This is a genomic window from Cupriavidus sp. KB_39 (assembly GCF_052114485.1).
Taxonomy (GTDB): domain Bacteria; phylum Pseudomonadota; class Gammaproteobacteria; order Burkholderiales; family Burkholderiaceae; genus Cupriavidus.
In genome coordinates this window covers 62335-82615 of record NZ_JBFREV010000018.1, presented here as the reverse complement: position 1 = coordinate 82615, position 20281 = coordinate 62335, and the positions used below count along the sequence as shown (strand labels likewise).

Annotated in this window: 13 protein-coding genes; 11 read left to right on the top strand and 2 right to left on the bottom strand. The window is 67.7% G+C overall.

Translation table 11 applies throughout. From position 1 onward, the window contains the following. Positions 1–2: 2 nt before the first annotated feature. Positions 3–1565: an efflux transporter outer membrane subunit gene (locus tag AB4Z27_RS15365; protein ID WP_441644727.1), complete on the top strand. Its 1563-nt coding sequence runs from the start codon at positions 3–5 to the stop codon at positions 1563–1565. Here the strand turns inward: AB4Z27_RS15365 and AB4Z27_RS15360 are convergent. Continuing rightward, on the bottom strand, positions 1537–7032 hold the full coding sequence (locus tag AB4Z27_RS15360) for a trifunctional serine/threonine-protein kinase/ATP-binding protein/sensor histidine kinase (RefSeq protein WP_441644726.1): 5496 nt from the start codon (positions 7030–7032) through the stop codon (positions 1537–1539). The genes AB4Z27_RS15365 and AB4Z27_RS15360 overlap by 29 nt on opposite strands. A 277-nt stretch (positions 7033–7309) precedes the next feature. Here AB4Z27_RS15360 and AB4Z27_RS15355 point away from each other — a divergent pair, with 277 nt between their 5' ends. The 10 genes from AB4Z27_RS15355 to AB4Z27_RS15310 all read left to right on the top strand — a co-directional run bounded on the left by AB4Z27_RS15355 (position 7310) and on the right by AB4Z27_RS15310 (position 19050). After that, positions 7310–7681 carry a c-type cytochrome gene (locus AB4Z27_RS15355; protein ID WP_441644725.1) on the top strand — a complete coding sequence of 124 codons (372 nt, stop codon included), beginning with the start codon at positions 7310–7312 and terminating at the stop codon, positions 7679–7681. Between the two features lie 51 nt (positions 7682–7732). Next, positions 7733–10111 carry a DNA polymerase II gene (locus AB4Z27_RS15350; protein ID WP_441644724.1) on the top strand — a complete coding sequence of 793 codons (2379 nt, stop codon included), beginning with the start codon at positions 7733–7735 and terminating at the stop codon, positions 10109–10111. A gap of 113 nt (positions 10112–10224) precedes the next feature. Beyond that, positions 10225–11916 carry an MBL fold metallo-hydrolase gene (locus tag AB4Z27_RS15345; RefSeq protein ID WP_092297888.1) on the top strand — a complete coding sequence of 564 codons (1692 nt, stop codon included), beginning with the start codon at positions 10225–10227 and terminating at the stop codon, positions 11914–11916. An 18-nt stretch (positions 11917–11934) separates the two neighbouring features. Further along, positions 11935–12879, top strand: a complete 945-nt coding sequence (locus AB4Z27_RS15340; RefSeq protein WP_441590888.1) for a LysR family transcriptional regulator — start codon at positions 11935–11937, stop codon at positions 12877–12879. An 84-nt stretch (positions 12880–12963) separates the two neighbouring features. After that, positions 12964–13401 (top strand): hypothetical protein, encoded by a 438-nt coding sequence (locus AB4Z27_RS15335; protein ID WP_441644723.1) that lies wholly within the window; start codon positions 12964–12966, stop codon positions 13399–13401. Positions 13402–13595: 194 nt separating this feature from the next. After that, the gene (locus AB4Z27_RS15330; protein ID WP_177219971.1) at positions 13596–13745 is read left to right on the top strand and encodes a hypothetical protein; all 150 of its coding nucleotides are present in this window, start codon (positions 13596–13598) and stop codon (positions 13743–13745) included. A gap of 263 nt (positions 13746–14008) precedes the next feature. Continuing rightward, on the top strand, positions 14009–15247 hold the full coding sequence (locus AB4Z27_RS15325) for an AI-2E family transporter (protein WP_441590886.1): 1239 nt from the start codon (positions 14009–14011) through the stop codon (positions 15245–15247). Positions 15248–15402: 155 nt separating this feature from the next. Beyond that, positions 15403–16464, top strand: coding sequence for a cyclase family protein (locus tag AB4Z27_RS15320; protein ID WP_092297876.1), 1062 nt, complete (start codon positions 15403–15405; stop codon positions 16462–16464). Positions 16465–16523: 59 nt separating this feature from the next. Further along, positions 16524–17774 (top strand): ABC transporter substrate-binding protein, encoded by a 1251-nt coding sequence (locus AB4Z27_RS15315; RefSeq protein WP_092297873.1) that lies wholly within the window; start codon positions 16524–16526, stop codon positions 17772–17774. Positions 17775–17943: 169 nt separating this feature from the next. Beyond that, positions 17944–19050: a porin gene (locus tag AB4Z27_RS15310; RefSeq protein WP_441644722.1), complete on the top strand. Its 1107-nt coding sequence runs from the start codon at positions 17944–17946 to the stop codon at positions 19048–19050. A 190-nt stretch (positions 19051–19240) separates the two neighbouring features. Here the strand turns inward: AB4Z27_RS15310 and AB4Z27_RS15305 are convergent, their stop codons facing one another. Next, on the bottom strand, positions 19241–20128 hold the full coding sequence (locus AB4Z27_RS15305) for an RNA polymerase sigma-70 factor (RefSeq protein WP_092297973.1): 888 nt from the start codon (positions 20126–20128) through the stop codon (positions 19241–19243). Positions 20129–20281: the final 153 nt, after the last annotated feature.

Genomic DNA, 20281 nt, shown 5'->3' with positions numbered 1-20281 from the left:
CCATGACCAAGACAATCACGACGATGCGCTACCTAGTCCCCCTGCTCCCGCTGGCGCTGGTCGCCTGCACGCTCGAACCCACCTACCAGCGGCCCGAGTCGCCGGTGCCCCAGCAATGGCCGACCGGCGCCGCGTACCAATCTGGCGCATCCGGTGCCCAGGCGGCCTCACCGGGGCAAGCGCAGGCGCAGGCACCCGCCGCCAGCCTGGGCTGGGAAGATTTCTTCACCGATGCGCGCCTGCGCCGGCTGATCGAACTCGCGCTGGCCAACAATCGCGACCTGCGCATTGCCACGCTGTCGATCGACCAGGCGCGCGCGCAGTACCGCATCCAGCGGGCGGCGCAGTTCCCGGCCATCAATGGCAGCGCCGGCTTCGCCAGTTCGCGCATCAGCGGCGACCTGCGCCCGCCGGGGCAGGACCCGATCATCAACGCGTGGACCGCCGGCGTGGGCTTCAACGCCTTCGAACTGGACCTGTTCGGCCGGGTGCGCAGCCTCAAGCACGAGGCGCTGGAGCAATACCTCGCCATCGAGGAGGTGCGCCGCAGCGCGCAAATCAGCCTCGTGGCCGAGGTTGCCAGTGCCTACCTGACGCTCCGGGCCGATCAGGAACTGCTGAAGATCTCGCAGGACACGCTCAAGGTGCAGGAAGACGCCGCGCAGATGATCGACCGCAGCAAGCGCGCGGGCGGCATGGCCCAGCTCGACACCCATCGCGCCCAGACCCAGCTGGAGACGGCGCGCGTGGGCGTGGAGCAGTACACGCGCCAGGTGGCGCAGGATGAAAACGCGCTGGCGCTGCTGATCGGCGGGCAACTGCCGGCCGACTTGCCGGCGCCGCAGCCGTTCGAGAACAATTCCTTCGTGGCCGAATTGCCGGCCGGGCTGCCCTCCACCGTGCTCGAGCAGCGGCCAGACATCATGGCCGCCGAACACCGGCTCAAGGCGGCCAACGCCAATATCGGCGCGGCGCGGGCGGCCTTCTTCCCGACCATCTCGCTGACCGCCAGCGTCGGCGCGGCCAGCAGCACGCTGGCGGGGCTGTTYTCGGGCGGCATGGCCTGGGTCTTCGCGCCGCAGATCACCCTGCCGATCTTCAAYGCGGGCGCCAATCAGGCGCGCCTGACCGTCTCCGAGGTGCAGAAGGACATCAACGTGGCCGCCTACGAGAAGACCATCCAGGGTGCGTTCCGCGAAGTGGCCGACGGGCTGGCCGCGCGCGGCACCTACGACCGCCAGACGGCTGCGCAGGAGGCGCTGGCGAAGGAGATTACCGAGACGCGGCGCCTGTCGGAAATCCGCTTCAAGAACGGGGTGGATGACTACTTCGGCGTCTTCGATGCCCAGCGGCAGCTCTACAACGCCCAGCAGACGCTGGTGACGATCCGCCTCGCGCGGCTGACCAGCCGGGTGGGCCTGTACAAGGCGCTCGGCGGCGGATGGACGCAGGCGACGGTGGCCCAKCCGGCCCAGCCCGCACCCGGCGCGCCAGCCGCGCCAGCCGCCCCCGCCGCGAAAGCTGCCACGCCGGCCGTCACGCAGCCGGTTGCGCAGGCACGGTGAACTGGACCACGGCGCCCCGGGGCTGGTTCGGGCTCGCCCAGAGCCGGCCGCCGTGGGCCTCGATGATCGACCGGCAGATCGACAGMCCCATGCCCAGGCCCGTGGCCTTGGTCGTGTAGAACGGGGCGAACACGCGCTCGGCGTCTTGCGGCGCAAAGCCCGGGCCGGTGTCGCTCACCGTCACCAACACGCTGCCGGCCTCGGCCTGCACGGTGCGGATAAGCAATTGCCGGGCACCGTCGCCGCTGCCGCCCATGGCCTCCAGCGCGTTCATGATCAGGTTGAGCAGCACCTGCTGCAGTTCCACGCGGTCGCCTTCGATGGCTGGCAAGCCATCCGCAAGCTGCGCCTGCACCGTGGCGCGGCCCTTGTCGGCTTCGCCACGGGTCAGCTCGACCACCTCGCCGATCGCCTGATTGATGTCCACCAGCTCCTTGCGCGGCGGCGCCTTCTTGATCAGYTGGCGGATGCGCCCGAGCACGTCCCCCGCGCGGTTGGCGTCCTTGACGATACGGGTGAGCGCCTGGCCCACCTCGTCGATATTGGACGGTTTGGCGCCCAGCCAGCGCAGTGCCGCCTGCGCATTGGTCACCGTCGCCGCAATCGGCTGGCTGACTTCGTGCGCGATCGACGCCGCAAGCTGCCCCATGGTGGCCACGCGGTTGGCGTGCGCCAGTTCRGCCTGGACTTCGCGATAGCGCTGCTCGCCCTGGTGGACCCTTTCCTCCGCCTGCTTGCGCTCGGTCAGGTCGAGCACGAACGCCACGCCCTCCTTCCGGCCGGCTTCGAACGTGGCCAGGCCGACGATGACCGGCAAGTAGCTGCCATCCTTCCTGACGTACGCCTTCTCGAAGGGCCGCGCGTGCCCCGTCCGCACGGCCTCGGCCAGTGCATGGTGGTTGACCGGGCGCAATTCCGGCGGCGTCAGGTCGTCCCAGCCCACGCGTCCCGAGAGCAGTTCCTCGCGCTCATATCCCACCATGCGCAGGAAGGCATCATTGGCTTCGAGAATCTCGCCCTCGCCCCGCCAGAAGACGATCCCGATGATGTTGGCGTCCACGAGTCGCCCGATCTTCGCTTCCCGTTCCGCCACGTCGCGGTACAGCCGGGCGTTTTCCAGCGAGATGGCGGCCTGCGAGGCCAGCAGCTTCAGCACCGCGATCTGGGCCGGGCAGAACACGCGGGCGGTCAGGTTGTTTTCGAGGTACAGCGCGCCGATGAGCTTGGCCTGGTTCATCAGCGGCAGGCAGAGCACGGAGCGGGCGCGATGCTGGCGAATGTACGGGTCGGCGGAGAAGGACGGCTCGGCCACGGCGTCGTCGAGGAACACGTTCTCGCGCGTGCGCAGGGCATGGTAGAGGACCGATTCCGGCAGCATGGCCGCGCTCACGGGCGCCGCGCGCAGTTGCAGCAGGATCGCGTCGCTGCCGGTCGTGGCTTCCGCCGCAATTCGCAGTTCGCCGCCGTCCGACAGGATCAGCAGGCCGCGTTCGGCGCCGGCCTGCTCGATGGCCGTGCGCATGATCATCTCGATCAGGTTGTCCAGGACGATTTCGCCCGAGGCGGCCTGTGACACCTTGATCACGGTGGCAAGGTCGAGATGTTCGACTGGCGTGGCGATGGTGTTCGTCGCCCCGGGCGCGGCTTCCTCCGTCCGCAGTTGCGGATATTCGGCCTCCAACTGCCGCACCTTGCCCGCAGCGCCCCAGCGCAGGTAGCCGTAACGGGCGTCCCGCAAATAGACACGGGCGATCTTCGCCAGACCACGCGCCGCATAGAAGYGTGCCGCGAGTTCGTTGACAAGCGCCTCATTGTGCACATAACCGCCATCCTGCGCGMGCTGGATGGCGGTCTCGTAGCCAAGTTCGGCGTCCACCACGCGGTCTTCGAGCCGGGCGATTTCGGCAGCCACCAGCGCGGCATGGCCGGCGAAGTTCTCCGGGCAGAGATCGGCCCAGATGCGGAGTTCGCGTTGCTGGGCGGCCAGGATGTCCATATGTGGCTGGCGGTCGTCGGCTGGCATGGCGGTGCACAGGCCGGCCCGGGCCAGCGCGCTATAGAAGACGTACTCGCCCTCTTCGATGAACCCGTGCGCGGCCGGCAGCAGCGGTTCTGCCCGGGACGCGGCCTCCAGGGCGCCCGCATGGTCGCCGGCGACATAACGCGCCTGCAGTTTGCGGATCCAGTACCAGCAGGCGTTCAGGATGGAGCCCATGGGCAGGCGGTCCTCGACCTGGGCTTCGTTGAACTGCGCGTCGTCCAGGCTGCCGAATGCCGGCGTCAGGCCGCGCAACATCCGGATCAGCGCAAGCTGGGTCTCCAKGAAGCCGATGACGAGGCCGAAGCGCTTCATCTTCACGTAGGCCAGGCCGCGTTCGGCTTCGCTCTGGGTCTCCGCCAGCGGCGTGCCGATGAACAGCAGGTTGGCGGCGAGGCTGTTGCAGACGAAGGCGCCGAACGGCACGTCGCCAGTCCGGTTCGCGGCGTCGAAGGCGCGGCGCAACTGGTCGTTGGTGGTCCGCACAGGCTCCGCCCAGCGCCGGGCGAACAGCGCGTAGGACAGGTAGGTGCGGGCTTCGTAGTGATCGAGCCCGCGCCGCTCCGCCAGTTCGCAGCCAAGCTGGCCGAACTGGAAGGCGCGCGCGTAGTCGCCAAAGCGCCGCCCGACCACCCGGGGCACGTTGGTGTAGGCCACGCACGAGGCATCGGCGTTGCCGTGCTCCAGACTGAGGTTGGTCGCCTTGCAGATGGTCAGGGACGCGAGGTTGGCATCCGTATGCGACGCCGGCACGAAAAGCTTGATCAGGACGTCGACGGTACCGATCGAGGCGGGATCCTCCATCGGCGGCGAGTCGATCAGCGTTTCGATCGGCCGATCGCCGAGTTGGGACCGGATGCGCGCGTACTCGGCCTGCACCGCCGTCTCGTCCGGGTGCGGGGACCAGTCGATCCCCACATGGCGGAGGAAGGCGAGGCAAACGGCGATGGCGTTGTCGCGCTGGCCGAGCACCACGTAGATGTCCACCTGCCAGCAGGTGACCTGGGCACGTTCGACCGTCGTCGTGGCGCGCGCGGACAGCGCCGCGAACCGCGCTTCGGCCACCGGCGCCTGCCCGGACAGGAACTCGCACTGGGCGCGACCCGACTCCAGCGCGAATCGCAGCGCAGGCCGGCGGACCCAGCCGTCGTCGTTCAGGAGGGCCGCGCCCGCCGCGAAATAGGTGAGCGCCGAGGCGTAGGCCGTCGCCGCCTTGGCGCGCTCGCCGGCCAGCAGGTTGAATTCCGCCAGTTGGTCCCGTTCCTCCTGTTCGGCGATCAGCGCCGCGCCCCGGTTGAGCTGGCCCACGATCTCGAAGATCGCGCCTTGGCGCTCGCCCGGTGCCGTCTGGGCGGCAATCAGCCGCCCGACCCGGAGGTGGGCCTCGGCGCGCGAGGCTTCGGGGATCATCGAATAGGCGGCTTCGTGGATCCGGTCGTGCACGAAGGCGTAGGCGCCCTCCTGCCGCTCGACCAGCTCCTGGCGAATCGCCTCCCAGAAGGCCGCGTGGACCTGCCCTTCGGCCATGCCGAGGATGGTCGAGAGCGTGGTGATGCCGGCGACGTTGCCGAGGCAGGCCAGTTGCTGCAAGGCCTGCTGGGTCGCGTCGGGCAGGCGGGCCAGCTTGCCGACCATCAGCTCCACCACGTTGTCGGTGTAACCCTTGGCGTGGATGCGGTCGGCCTCCCAGCGCCAATCCCGGGCGGCATGGTCGAAGGTCAGCAGGTTCTCATCGACCAGCCCGTGCAGGAACTGGATCACGAAGAACGGGTTGCCGACGGTCTTGTCCCAGATCAACTGCGCCAGCGGCGCGATGCGCGCCGGCTCGCCATGCAGCGACTCTGCCACCAGTTGCTCGACATGGCCGCCGGTAAGCGGCGCCAGCCGGATTTCGTCGATCCTGACACCCTTGCCGCGAATGGCGCGCAGCGTGCCCGCCAGCGGATGCGCGTCGTCGACCTCGTTGTCGCGATAGGCRCCGATCAGCATCAGGTAGCGCAGGTCCGCATGGCTCAGCAGGTCTTCCAGCAGGGCCAGCGTGGCGGCGTCGAGCCACTGGAGGTCGTCGAGAAACAGCGCCAGCGGATGCTCGGCCCGGGCGAATACGCCGATGAAGCGCCGGAAGACGAGCAGGAAGCGGTGCTGCGCCTGCTGGGGCTCCAGTTCGGCCACCGGCGGCGGCTCGCCGATGATCAGCTTCAGTTCCGGGATCAGGTCCGTCATGAGCCGCGCATTGGGCYCCAGCGCCTCCAGCAGCGCGCCGCGCCAGCGTTCGAGCTCCGCATCGGGCTTGCCGAGCAGCGAGCGCACCAGGCCCTGGAAGGCCTGCACCAGCGTGGAATACGGGATGTCGCGCTTGTACTGGTCGAACTTGCCGGACGCAAACAGCCCGCGCGGCGGCACCTGCACCCGGTGCAGTTCATAGACCACCGACGACTTGCCGATGCCGGAATAGCCGGAGACCAGCACCATCTCCGGCACGCCGCCGTCGACGATCCGCGCGAAGGCGTCGAGCATCGTATCGACCTCCTGCTCACGCCCGTACAGCTTCTCGGGTATCCGCAGCCGGTCGCGCGTGCCGTGCCCGTCGAGTGGGAGTGCGTCGATGCTGCCCTGCCGCCTCCAGTCGTCCAGACAGCGCCGCAGGTCATGCTCGAGCCCGGCGGCGGTCTGGTAACGCTCCTCGGCCGTCTTGGCCAGCAGCTTCGCGACGATGTCGCAGAGCATGTCCGGGATGGTCTCCACCCGCGTGCGCGCCGCCACCGGGAGGCGGGCGATATGGCAGTGGACCCACTCCATGGCGTCGGTCGCCACGAATGGCAGCACACCGGTCAGCATCTGGTACAGCGTGACGCCCAGGGCATAGAGGTCGCTGCGCGAGTCGATCGACCGGTTCATCCGCCCGGTCTGCTCGGGCGCCATGTAGGCGAGCGTGCCGGCGATGGTCTCGGGCGGCTCCGGGGCCTGCCGTTCGCGTGGCAGCCGCGAGGCAAGGCCGAAACCGGTGAGCCGGGCCTGGCCGTCGGCGCAATTCACGAGGATATGGGTGGGCTTGAGGTCCTTGTGGACCAGCCCGCGCTGGTGCAGCTTGCCCAGTGCCGATGCGATGCCGATGGCGTGCCCCAGGAACGTCTCCGTCTCCATCGGCACGCCCAGTTGCTGCGAAAGCGGTTCGCCGCCGGCGTCCTCCAGGATCAGCAGGCTCCGGCCACCTTCGTGGACCAGTGCCAGCGGACGGGCGGCCCAGCTGCCATCCAGTTCGTCCTTCAGGCCGAATTCGTGGGCGAGGCGATCCAGCGAGGCAGGCAGCGGATGCTCGGCGGCGGGCCGCGCCAGCAGGACGGTCGGCCCGTTGCCGCCGCCCGGGTGCCGCCCTCGATGGAAGACGCGCTCCCCATCGTCCCACTGCATCTTCACGCTGTCATTCATTGGCACCGGCACCTGTCTATATCTATGCGCGAAAAGGCGCCGCGACAGCATATACCAAGCCGCCAGCCGCAAGCTGCCCGGAAAGCACCGCGCGACAGGATTGTCCGAGTTTCAGGGCTGTCTGGCGGCCCGCTGTTGTCGGCTTAAATATCGGGTCGAGATAATCATAGTTATCAGGCSATGTCGAATCGTGATTCGGCCGATTTTTCGGGGTGACGAAGGGAAAAGCCGAGGGGGCGGCTACACTGTCGCCGCTGCAATTCCTCGCTGACCTACCATGCGTTTTCCCTTGATCGCGCTGACTGCCTGCCTCGTCATGCAGGCCAGCGCCCACGCCGCCGGCGATATCGAGACCGGACGTGCCGTGTTCGACCGCAAGTGCGCCTCCTGCCACAAGATCGGCCCGGCGGCGCGCGGCACCTTCGGCCCCCACCTCAACGGCATCGTTGGCCGGCCGGCGGGCACGACTTCCGACTACCGCTATTCCGATGCCATGAAGACGTCGAAGGTGGTCTGGACCYCCGAGACGCTCCGCGCCTTCATCCACGCCCCGAACAAGGTGGTGCCGGGCAACAAGATGCGCTTCTGGGGCATCGGCGACGACAGCGAGATCACCGACCTGCTGGCCTTCCTGCAAACGGTTCGGTAGGGGCTAGAATCCCGCCAGCACCTCCCCACAGGTTTTCCATAGGCYTCCAGCGTGGCACTTGAGCAGGGCTTCATCCTGACCCGGCACTGGCGCGATACTCCCGCCGGTACCGAGGTCGATTTCTGGCTGGCCACGGACCAGGGGCCGCGCCTGCTGCGCCTGCCGCCCCAGCCGTCGGTGGCCTTCGTGCCCGAGGCCCAGCGCGATCAGGCCGAGCCGCTGCTGCGCGGCGAGCGCGATGTGGACTTGCGCCCGCTCGAGTTGCAGGACTTCCACCGCCGGCCCGTGCTCGGGCTCTACTGCCAGCAGCACCGCCAGTTGATCCGGATCGACAAGGCGCTGCGGCAGGCTGGCGTGGATGTTTACGAGGCCGATATCCGCCCGCCCGAGCGCTACCTGATGGAGCGCTTCATCACCGCGCCGGTCTGGTTCGACGGCCAGCCGGACGCGCACGGCGTGCTGCGCCACGCGCAGATGAAGCCGGCCACCGACTATCGCCCCACCCTGCGCCTGGTCTCGCTCGATATCGAAACCACCGCCCATGGCGAGCTGTATTCGATTGCGCTGGAAGGCTGCGGCCAGCGGCAGGTCTATATGCTCGGCCCGGCGCCGGCGGGCGATCCGGCCCCGCTGGACTTCGCGCTCGAATACTGCGACACCCGCCCCGCCCTGCTCGAAAAACTCAACCAGTGGCTGGCCGAGCACGACCCGGACGCCATCATCGGCTGGAACCTCGTTCAGTTCGATCTTCGCGTGCTGCAGGCCCACGCAGTGCAGTTCCAGGTGCCGTTGCGGCTGGGCCGGGGCGGCGCCGAGATGGAGTGGCGCGAGCACGCCAGGCAGCAGCACTACTTCGCGGCGGCGGCCGGGCGGCTGATCATCGACGGCATCGAGGCGCTGCGCGGCGCCACGTGGAGCTTCCCGTCGTTCAGCCTGGAGTCGGTGGCCCAGACCCTGCTCGGCGAAGGCAAGGCGATCGACAACCCCTACGACCGCATGGACGCCATCGACCGCATGTTCGCCGAGGACAAGCCCGCGCTGGCACGCTACAACCTGCGCGACTGCGAGCTGGTCACCCGCATCTTCGCCGCCACCGAGCTGCTGACCTTCCTGCTGGAGCGCGCCACCGTCACCGGCCTGCCGACCGACCGCAGCGGCGGCTCGGTGGCCGCCTTCACACATCTATATATGCCGCTGATGCACCGGCAGGGCTACGTGGCGCCGAATCTGGGCGAACTGGCGCCCGAGGCCAGCCCCGGCGGTTTTGTCATGGATTCGCGCCCCGGCCTGTACGAGTCGGTGCTGGTGCTGGACTACAAGAGCCTGTATCCRTCGATCATCCGCACCTTCCTGATCGATCCGATYGGGCTGGTGGAGGGGCTGGCCCACCCCGATGACGCCGATTCGGTGCCCGGCTTCCGGGGCGCGCGGTTCTCGCGCRGCAAGCACTGCCTGCCGGCCATCGTCGCGCGGATCTGGCAGGGCCGCGAGGCGGCCAAGCGCGAGCAGAACAAGCCGCTCTCGCAGGCGCTGAAGATCATCATGAATGCGTTCTACGGCGTGCTSGGATCGAGCGGCTGCCGCTTCTTCGACCCGCGCCTGGCGTCGTCGATCACCATGCGCGGCCACGAGATCATGCGCCAGACGCGCCTGCTGATCGAGGCGCGCGGCTATGACGTGATCTATGGCGACACCGACTCCACCTTCGTCTGGCTGCGCGGCGCCCATGCCGAGGACGATGCGGCACGCATCGGGCGTGAACTTGTCGCCTACGTCAACGACTGGTGGCGCGACCACCTGCGCCAGACCTTCGACCTGGACAGCGCGCTGGAACTCCAGTTCGAGACCCACTTCCGGCGCTTCCTGATGCCAACCATCCGGGGCGCCGAGTTGGGCAGCAAGAAGCGCTACGCCGGTCAGGTCATGCGTGCCGATGGCCGCGCCGAGATGGTGTTCAAGGGGCTGGAGACGGTGCGCACGGACTGGTCGCCGCTGGCGCAGCAGTTCCAGCAGASGCTCTACGCGATGATCTTCAACCGCGAGCCGTACCGCGATTAYGTGCGGGACATCGTGCGCCGCACGCTGGCCGGCGAACTGGACGCGCAACTGGTTTACCGCAAGCGCCTGCGGCGCCAGCTTGGCGACTACCAGCGCAACGTCCCGCCTCACGTGCGCGCCGCGCGGCTGGCCGATGCCTATAACGATAGCCAGGGCCGCCCGCGCCAGTACCAGAACGGCGGCTGGATCAGCTATGTGATGACGGTGGCCGGGCCGATGCCGATGGAGACGCTCGATCCGCGCCAGTCGCCGATCGATTATGACCACTACATCACAAAACAGCTCCAGCCGATTGCCGACGCCATCCTGCCCTTCCTCGACGATGATTTCGACACGCTGCTGACTGGGCAGATGGCGCTGTTTCCGGACTGAAATCCGCCCCCATCCCAAGAGCAGCGCGGRATTCCTGCTGCATCGCGGCAGATTCGAACCGCCCGAACCCATTACACTTGGCGCCTGTTCTGATACTGCGCCCCATTCCGTCCATGTCCGAGACCCACGCCACTGCCGCCCCCGTTCGCTCCAAAGCCCTGCGCGCCGCCGCCAGCGTGCTGGTGCTACGCGACGGCCCGGCGGGCATGGAGGTGCTGATGATGCGCCGCCCCCAGCGCGACGACGACCGCAGCGCCGGTGCCTTTGTCTTCCCGGGCGGCACACTCGATGAGCAGGATACGGCACTTCACCCCTTGTGCGATGGCCTCGACGATGCCGCCGCCAGCGCCCGGCTCAATGTCGACAAAAACGGGCTCGACTATTACCTCTGCGCCGCACGCGAAGCGTTCGAGGAAGCCGGCCTGCTGTTCGCCCGCGATGCCAACGGCCAGAATGTGGATCTCGATGCACTCGACGCGGACACCTACGGCAGCCTGCGCGAAGCCGCCGGCTACGGCGGCGCCGGCATCGCCCATGTCTGCGAACGGCTGGGCGTGCGCCTCGCCGTGGACCAACTGGCCTACGGCAGCCACTGGCTGACGCCGCCGGGCCTGCCGAAGCGCTTCGACACGCGCTTCTTCTTCGCGCTGGCGCCGGCTGGGCAGACCGCGCGGCACGATGGCGTTGAAGCGGTCGAGCATCGCTGGATGCGGCCCGTCGATGCGCTCGACCCGGCGAACGAGATCTCCCTGGTCAACGTCACGCGGCGCATGCTCCAGTCGATTTCGCACTTCCCGACTGCGCAGGCGTGCTTCGACCATGCCCAAAAGCTGCGCAACATCGTGCAGATCATGCCGCGCCTGGCCACCGGCCCCAAGGGCGTGCGGCCGGTGATGCCGGARGAAGCGCCGTACGCGGAAATCGCCCGGATCGACCCCGATGGCGCCGGCCATGGCCGCTACGCGCTGGCGCCGGGCGCAGCGGTGAAGCTCTCCGAACGGGTCTGGCGCGTCACGGCGGACAACGGCAACGTGATGACTGGCCCCGGCACCAACACCTACTTCGTGGGCGGCGGCGCGGACAACACCTGGGCGATGATCGATCCCGGCCCCGCCGATCCGGCCCATATCACCGCCGTGCTGGCCGCCGCGCCGGGCCCGGTGAAGTGGATTCTCGTCACGCATACCCACCTGGACCATTCGCCCGCCTCCGTGGCGGTGCGCGAGGCCACCGGCGCGCCGGTCTGGGGGCGCGTCACGGCCGTGCAGGACCGCCAGGACCAGACTTTCGCGCCGGACCGCATGCCCGAGCACGGAGAGCGCATCGTGCTCGGCCCGCACGCCACGCTGCGGGTGGTACACACGCCGGGGCATGCATCGAACCATCTCTGCTACCTGCTCGAGGAAGAGAAGACGCTGTTCACGGGCGACCACGTCATGCAGGGCTCCAGCGTCGTCATCAATCCGCCCGATGGGGACATGCGCGCCTATCTGGCGTCCCTGCAGGCGCTGCTCGACGAAGACCTGGAGTGGATTGCGCCGGGCCACGGCTTCCTGATGCCGCGCCCCCGGGATGCCATCCGGCTGCTGATTCGCCATCGGCAGCAGCGCGAGGCCAAGGTGCTGAACGCGCTGCGCGCGCTGGCGCCGGCCGATATCGGCACGCTGCTCGCCAGCGTCTACGACGACGTGCCCGAGCGCATGCATCCGGTGGCGCAGCGCTCGCTGCTGGCCCACCTGCGCAAGCTCGAGGAAGACGGCGTGGCGCGCGAGACCGAGGCGGTCTGGCATCTGATTTCGGCATGAGCCACAAGTGARCCGCGCATGAACTTCAGCCTTTCCGATCTGCGCGCCTTCGTGGCGGTGGCCGAACTGAGCAGCTTCCGCGCGGCAGCGACGGAGTTGCATCTGTCCCAGCCGGCGTTGTCGCGCCGGATCGAGAAGCTGGAAGACGCCCTCGGCGTGCGGCTGTTCGACCGGACGACGCGCTCGGTGGAGATGACCGCCGTGGGCCGGGAGTTCTCGCGCAAGGCGCGCGAACTCCTGAACGGGCTGGAGGAGTCGCTGCTCGGCATCCGGGACGTGGCCACCCGCGTGACCGGCGAAGTCACGGTGGCGTGCGTGCCCTCGGCGGTGCGCTACTTCCTGCCGGCGGTGCTGCGCAAGTACCACGAGACGTGGCCGCGCATCGTCGTGCGGCTGATCGACGAAGGCGCCAACGAGGTGCTGAACCTGATCGTGCGCAACGAGGCCGACTTCGGCCTGAACTACATCGGCACGCAGGAGCCSGAYGTCGAGTTCGAACCCGTGCTCAAGGAACCGTTCGTGGTGGCCTGCCCGCCCGACCATCCGCTGGCGCGCAAGCGCAAGGTCACCTGGGCCGAACTGGGCCAGTACGACTACATGACCGTGGGCAAGGCCAGCGGCAACCGCATGCTGCTGGACCTGGCGCTGACCGATGTACCCGATCGCCCACAGTGGTATTGCGAGGTGCGGCACGTCAGCACGCTGGTGAGCCTGGTGGAAGCCGGGCTCGGCGTGGCGGCGGTACCCCGGCTGGCCATGCCGCCGGGCAAGCATCCCACGCTGACCAGCGTGCCGCTGGTGGAGCCCACCGTCTCGCGTACCGTGGGGCTGATCCGGCGGCGCGGCCGGTCCCTGTCGCCGGCGGCGCAGCAACTGTATGACATGCTGCTGACCGCCAATGCCGAAATGCAGGGGGCCAAGACGCTGCCTGGACACCGAAAGCGCGGCAACCCCCGTACCTGAAATATCTGGATACCTTGCCGCACTGGCAGCGCGGCGCATCGCTGCCTACATTGGATGACATCGCTATTCGTCCAAGGCGCCGCCATGTCCAGACAATTTGCCATCCTGCTGCTGATGCTGGCCGCCTCCGGCGCCGCCCATGCCGTCACCAAGTGCCAGAGCGGCAAGGACACGCTCTATACGGCGGCATCGTGCCCGGCGGGCTACCGCGATGTCACGTCCACCATGCGTGCCAATGTGACCACCATCACCAAGACCCCCAAGATCCGCCAGGACGAGCAGGCCTACCTGCAGAGCCGCGCCCAGATGGCGCAACAGATCCAGGYCTGGCAGGGGCGCGAGGACGAYCTCGACCTGCGCGCGCAGAACGYCTTCTGGAAYCAGTGCCGGGCACTCGAGTACCAGGCGCGGGCCGCCGAGCGCGCCATGCATACCACCGAGTACTGGAGCCGCGCGGACCGCTACCGCAGCGACGTCCATGCCCTGCGCTCGCAGCAATACGAGATGGGGTGCTACTTCTAGGGCCGAGGCTGATGCGAGGCGGTCATGATCCATGCCCCTCGTAGAACCTGCCGATATTAGTCAGGCTTAGATCGGCATACAGAAAATTTCAGGCAAATCGGCGCCGGTGAAACGTCTTGTCTCACATACAATTCGTTCCCATCGGCCCGCCAACGAAAGCTGGCAACGCGGTCGCAACCTACTCCTGTGATGCCATGCTGACTCTCACTGTGATCGTTGCGTATATGCTGGCCTGTATCGTCGCACTGGCCTTCGGCGCCCGCTGGGTGCTCAAGAATGACCCGCTGCTCAAGCAGTCGGGCGCCCGCCCTCACGGCGACGATCATTCGACGCTGACGCGCTAACCCGCCATGCGCTGATCGCCCCCCGGCTACGCCAGCCACGCAATCCCCAGAAGCCCGGTTCACGAGACCGGGCTTTTGCTTTGGTGSGGCTTTCGTGTATCAGGCTGCACACGCCCAAGCCCGCCTTGGAAGGTCGCGCCGCTGTCCTACACCGCGACCCGGAACGCACCGACACCCTCCCGCGCCCCGYAGTGACTATSGTTATGGCAGGCGTCCGCCTCGTGACGCCATGTCCTTCTTGTCTGCGAGCCGCCCCGCCATCCATGTCGCGCGTACCGATCCAGCCCGCCATGCGGGCCGCCCCGCCCGGCACCGTGGCCGGGCCTGATGTTGTGCCGGATGTCGTACCGGAGGGGGTGCCCGCAGTCACGGCTGAGGTGCCCGCCGACGCCGCGCCGGCGTCACCCACCCGTACGCCCCCCAAGCTGTCCGTCTCTGTGCGCCGCGCCAGCACGGCGTTGGTCATTCTGGCGACGCTCGCATCGCTCTACACCCTGCACCTCGCCCGCGACTTCATCGTGCCAGTGGTGGTGGCCATCGTCATCGCCTACCTGCTCGATCCGATGGTCGAGTGGCTCCAGCGCCAGCGGGTGCCGCGCGCCGTGGGCGCGACCGTGGTGCTGCTCGGCATGCTGGCCCTGCTGCTGTGCGGCGCCTATCTGCTCCAGGGGCAGATTGAATCTATTGTCGACCGGCTGCCCGCCATCGCCAGCAAGCTCTCCCGCTCGCTGGGCGAACTGGTGAGCGGCGACGACTCCATGCTGCAAAAGATCCGCCGCGCCACCACGGTACTGGTCGGTACCGGTCAGCCACCGCCGACCAAGGGCGCGCCGATCGTCGTCGAACGTTCCGCCGACGCCCTCAACAACGCCATCTGGGTGGGATCGATGGGCGTCTTCGCGATGCTGGCGCAGGCCATCGTCGTGCTGTTCCTGACCTGGTTCCTGCTGCTGGGCGGCGACATGTTCAAGCGCAAGTTCATCAAGATGGCCGGCACCACCATCAGCCAGAAGAAGATCAGYGTGCACATGCTCGACGAGATCAACCGGGCGATCCAGCGCTACATGCTGATGCTGGTCATCACGAACGCCGCGCTGGGGCTTTGTACGTACATCCTGCTCAGGTATCTGTCGATCGACAATGCCGGCGCATGGGCGCTGGCGGCTGCCTCGCTGCACCTGGTGCCGTACTTCGGCGCGGTACTGATCGCYCTGTGCCTGGGCGTGGCCGGGTTCATGCAGTTCGGCACGCTGTCCGTCGCGGCAGCGGCGGCCGGTGGGTCGATGCTGATCGCCACGCTGATCGGCTCCGGCATGACCACCTGGATGACGGGCCGCATGGCGCGCATGAACGCCGTCGCCGTCTTCGTCTCGCTGCTGCTGTTCACGTGGCTCTGGGGCACCTGGGGGATGCTGCTGGCGATTCCGCTGGCCGTCATCGCCAAGGTCGTGGCCGACCACGTCGAAGGGCTCGAGGTGGTGGCCGAGTTCCTCGGCGAATAGCCGTCCCCCTCGCCTTCCTCCTCCTATTTCGTCACGCGAAACTTGATGCGACGCAGAATGACCGCGCCGCATGGATCACGTATAACCGSATGCTGCGCCGCGATGTGGCGGCGGCGCTTCAACCGGCAACATCTTTCGCGAGGGAGGTATCAGGCATGCGTTGGCAGCAACGTCCGCAGGGCTCCAACTGGGGCGATTTCGGTCCTGACGATCAACTGGGGCGCGTCAATTTGATCGGCCCCGAGCAGGTGGTCAAGGGCGCGCGCGAGATCCAGGCGGGGCGCAGCTTCTGCCTCTCGCTGCCGCTGGACTACCCCGGCGGCAACAAGCTCAATCCGCGCCGCCATCCGCCCGAGTTGCGCCCCACCTTCCGCGACGACTCCCCGTACATGAACTTCCCGCTGGCCAAGGTGAACCCGGCCGCGACCGATGTCATCAGCGACGATCAGGTGCTGCTCTGCCTCCAGTACTCCACCCAGTGGGACTCGCTGGCGCACGTGGGCGCGCTGTTCGATGCGGACGGCGATGGCAAGCTCGAGCGCGTCTACTACAACGGCTATCGCGCCAACGCGGACATCGTCGGCCCGGTCGACTATGCCGATGACGACCAGTTCGCCGCCCACGATTGCAGCCACGGCCATACCCATAGCCACGCGGATGCGCTCGGCATCGAGAACTTCGCCGTCAAGGGCATGCAGGGCCGGGGCGTGCTGGTGGATCTGGCCGATGTGTTCGGCATGGACTTCCGCAACGTCGGCTACGACGACCTGATGCACGCCATGGACACCCATCGCGTGGAAGTGGAGCCCGGCGACATGCTCCTGCTGCGCACCGGCTTTGCCGAAGTCGTGCTGTCGATGCAGCGCGAGCCCGACGAAGCGGTGCTCCACCACAGTTGCGCAGCGCTAAACGGGCGCGACGCCCGGCTGCTGAACTGGATCACCGATTCCGGCATCGCCGCGCTGATCGCCGACAACTACGCCGTGGAGCGCTACCCGGCCCTGCCGCCGCCCGACGAGGCGAAGACGCATCCGCTGCTGCCGCTCCACCACCATTGCCTGTTCAAGCTGGGGCTGCCGCTTGGCGAACTCTGGTATCTCAAGGACCTGGCGGACTGGCTGCGCGCGCACCGCCGCTCGCGCTTCATGCTCACGGCGCCGCCGCTGCGGCTGCCGGGCGCGGTGGGCTCGCCGGTGACGCCGGTGGCCACGGTGTGATCCGCGGTGTGCGTTTTTAAATCGTAGAAGAACTAGATAAAAAACTGGAGGAGACAACCATGAAGACTTCAGCGACATGGCGGCGKACGGCCGCKGCCCTGCTGGCGCTGGCCGGTGCTGGCGGTGTGGCCGGCATCGCCTCGGCCCAGCCGAAGGCAGGGATTTCCGATGATGTCGTCAAGATCGGCCTGCTGCTCGACATGAGCGGCCTCTACGCCGACGTGACCGGGCGCGGCAGCGCCACGGCGGCGCAGATGGCCATCGACGACTTCGGCGGCAAGGTGCTCGGCAAGAAAATCGAGCTGGTGGTGGTGGATCACCAGAACAAGGCCGACATCGCCGCCAACAAGGCGCGTGAATGGTTCGATACGGACAAGGTCGATGCCATCCTGGATGTGGCGGCTTCGGCACCCGCGCTGGCCGTGCTCGACGTGGCGAAGCAGAAGAACAAGATCGTGGTGTTCTCCGGCCCCGGCAGCGAGCGCCTCACCAACGACCTGTGCACGCCGGTTTCGGTCCACTACGCCTACGACACCTACGCGCTGGCCAACACCACGGCCAAGGCCATGGTCCAGCGCGGCGGCAAGACGTGGTTCTTCCTGACCGCCGACTACGCGTTCGGCCACACGCTCCAGCAGTCAGCCACCACGGTGGTCACCGAGGCCGGCGGGCAGGTGCTCGGCGCCGCGCGCCATCCGCTCAGTACCAGCGACTTCGCCTCCTACCTGCTCCAGGCGCAGGCGAGCAAGGCGCAGGTGGTGGGCCTGGCCAACGCRGGCGGCGACACGGTCAACGCCATCAAGGCCGCCTCCGAGTTCGGCCTGACGCGCGACGGCAAGCAGCGCATGGCCGGACTGTTGCTCTATATCAACGACATCCACGCGCTCGGCCTCAAGACCGCGCAGGGGCTGGTGCTGACCGAGGCGTTCTACTGGGACATGAACGACGCCACGCGCGCSTGGTCGCGCAAGTACTTCGACAAGGTCAAGAAGATGCCGAACATGAGCCAGGCAGGCGTCTACTCCTCCGTCACGCACTACCTGAAGGCCGTGCAGGCGGCCGGCACGGACGAGACCGCACCGACCATGGAGAAGATGAAGGCGATGCCGATCAACGACTTCTTCGCCAAGAACGGCCGCATCCGCGCCGATGGGCGCATGGTGCACGATATGTATTTGTTCGAGGTCAAGACGCCGGCCGAGTCCAAGTACCCGTGGGACTACTACAAGGTGCTGGCCACGGTGCCGGGCGACCAGGCGTTCATCCCGCCGTCGAAGTCGCAATGTCCGTTGCTCAAGGGCAGCCGCTGACGGAGCGCTGARGGGCGCTTGACGCCCCAATTGTTCAAATCCCGGGACAGTCTGTCAGCCCAGACGCGCTTCTCCCGTTCCTGATCCCTCGTTACATTGCAGTCGCCGCCGGCACGCCCGAGCCCTTACGGGGTGCGCGGGCGGCGACCATAACAAGGATCACGAACGCATGAAGACCCGTCTCGCCTGCCTGGCCACGCTGGCCATCCTCCCTGCCCTGCCCGCTGCTGCCCACGCCCAGGGCAGCATCACGCTCTACGGCGTCGTCGACGCTGGCGTGGAATTCCTGACCAACGTGCCGAACGCGGCCACCGGCGGCAGCAACAACGTCGWGCGGATGTCCGCCGGCAACCTCTCCACCTCCCGCTGGGGCCTGCGCGGCGCCGAAGACCTGGGCGGCGGCCTGAAGGCCGTCTTCACGCTGGAAAACGGCTTCGACCTCGACACCGGCAGCGCCAACCAGGGCGGCCGCATGTTCGGCCGTCAGGCGTTCGTCGGCCTGCAGAACCAGTACGGCACGCTGTCGCTGGGCCGCCATCAGACCGTGCTGTACGACTTCTCGCTGGCCTATGACCCGATGGCCATCGCCACGCGCTACTCGGTGCTGATGCACGACAAGTGGATGTCCGGCCGCGCCGAYAAYTCGGTGAAGTTCACCGGCCAGACCGGCGCGCTGTACTACGGTCTGTTCTACAGCACCGGCTACGACAGCAGCGCCGGCGGCGAGGTGCCGGGCGACTACAAGGCCGGCCGCAACTTCAGCGCCAGCGTCGGCTACACGGCCGGCCCGCTGTCCGCCCGCGTGGTGTACGACGAAGTGCGCGGCAGCACCGTCGTCACGGACGACAACCGCGAGCGCCGCGCCACCCTCGGCGCCAGCTACGACTTCGGCCGGGCCCGTGCCTTCGCCGGCTATCGCTGGTACTACGGCGACTTCGCCAGCAGCTCGCTGCGCACCAACCTGTACTGGATCGGCGCGAACTACCAGGTCACGCCGGCCATCACGCTGACTGGCGCGGCCTACTACACCGACGTGCGCAACAGCGGCGGCGACCCGTACAGCTTCGTGCTGTCCGGCACGTACGCGTTCTCCAAGCGCACCGACCTGTACACCATCGTCGCCTACGCCCAGAACCGGGACGGCTCGGCCATGGGCCTGTCCGGCTTCGGCCCGTCGCTGAACCGCAGCGCCAGCACCCTGACGGCCACAACCGAACAGGTGGGCGCCGGCCAGAACCAGTTCGGCGCCATCGTCGGCATCCGCCACCGCTTCTGAGCGCAGCGGCCACGCTGAAATCCACTTGACGGAGACTTTCCCTTCGTCTTTGGGCCCGCCTTGGCGGGCTCTTTTTTGGATCAGGCCGCAGAAAACGCCCGCCGGGCGTTATGCCGGTGCAGCCGGGACAAGCCCGTACCTGGACATGACTGCGAYCACGGCGCACSAACTCACAGCGGCCGCCCCTTCCYTACGCCTCTCCGCCAAAATACGCCGCAATCCGCGCCAGTTTGTCCGGGTTGCGTTGCACGTGGATGCGGGCGATGCGGTCGCCTTCGACCACAAAGGTCTGCGCGGACTCCAGCGCGCCGTCGAAGTAGCGCAGCAGCGCCCATTCGCCATTGAGCAGCACCAGCCGCACCCGGAGGCCCTCGCCGGGGAATCTGAGGCGGGTGGCGTAGAACAGTTGCGCGATGCGGCGGGCGCCTTCGAGCGGCTTGGGGAAGGTCTGGACCCTGCCGCCGCCGTCGCCGGCCAGGGTGGCGTCGTTGGCCAGCAGCGCCTGGATGCCGGCGAAGTCGCCGCCCTGCATCGCCTGGGCGAACGCCTGGACTATGTGCCGATGGGTGTCCGGGGACACCGTGAAGCGCGGCCGGTCGTCGCGTAGCTGGGTTTTTGCCCGGCTGACCAGCTGGCGGCAGTTGGCCTCGCTCTTGCCGATCACGCGCGCCACCTCGTCGTAGTCGTTGTCGAAAACCTCGCGCAGGAGGAAGGCCGCGCGGGCCTCGGGCGTCAGGCGCTCCAGCAGGAGGAGGAAGGCGACGGAGATGTCGTCGGCGCGCTCCTTGATGGCCTCGGGGTTGTCCGGGCTGTCCGTGATCAGCGGCTCGGGCAGCCAGATCCCGGTGTAGTGCTCGCGCTGGATCTTGGCGGCGCGCAGGCGGTCGATGGCGATGCGAGTGGTTACCGAGACCAGCCAGGCTTCGGCATTTTCGATTTCCGTCTGGTCAGCCGTGTGCCAGCGCAGCCAGGCGTCCTGTACGACGTCCTCGGCCTCGGCCACGGCGCCGAGCATCCGGTAGGCAATCCCGTGCAGGCGCGGGCGCAGCTTGTGGAAGGTGGCGGTGGTGTCGTCCATGATTCGATGCGAAAAGGCGGCTGGCAGACCGCCATGGTGGCCACGCGTGCCGGCCCAGCGCAAGAACTTTCAAGCATTTTCCGACGCACACCTTGAAAATTCCGATKCACTGTATATATTTACAGTAACTGTATGAATGAACAGTATATCGGA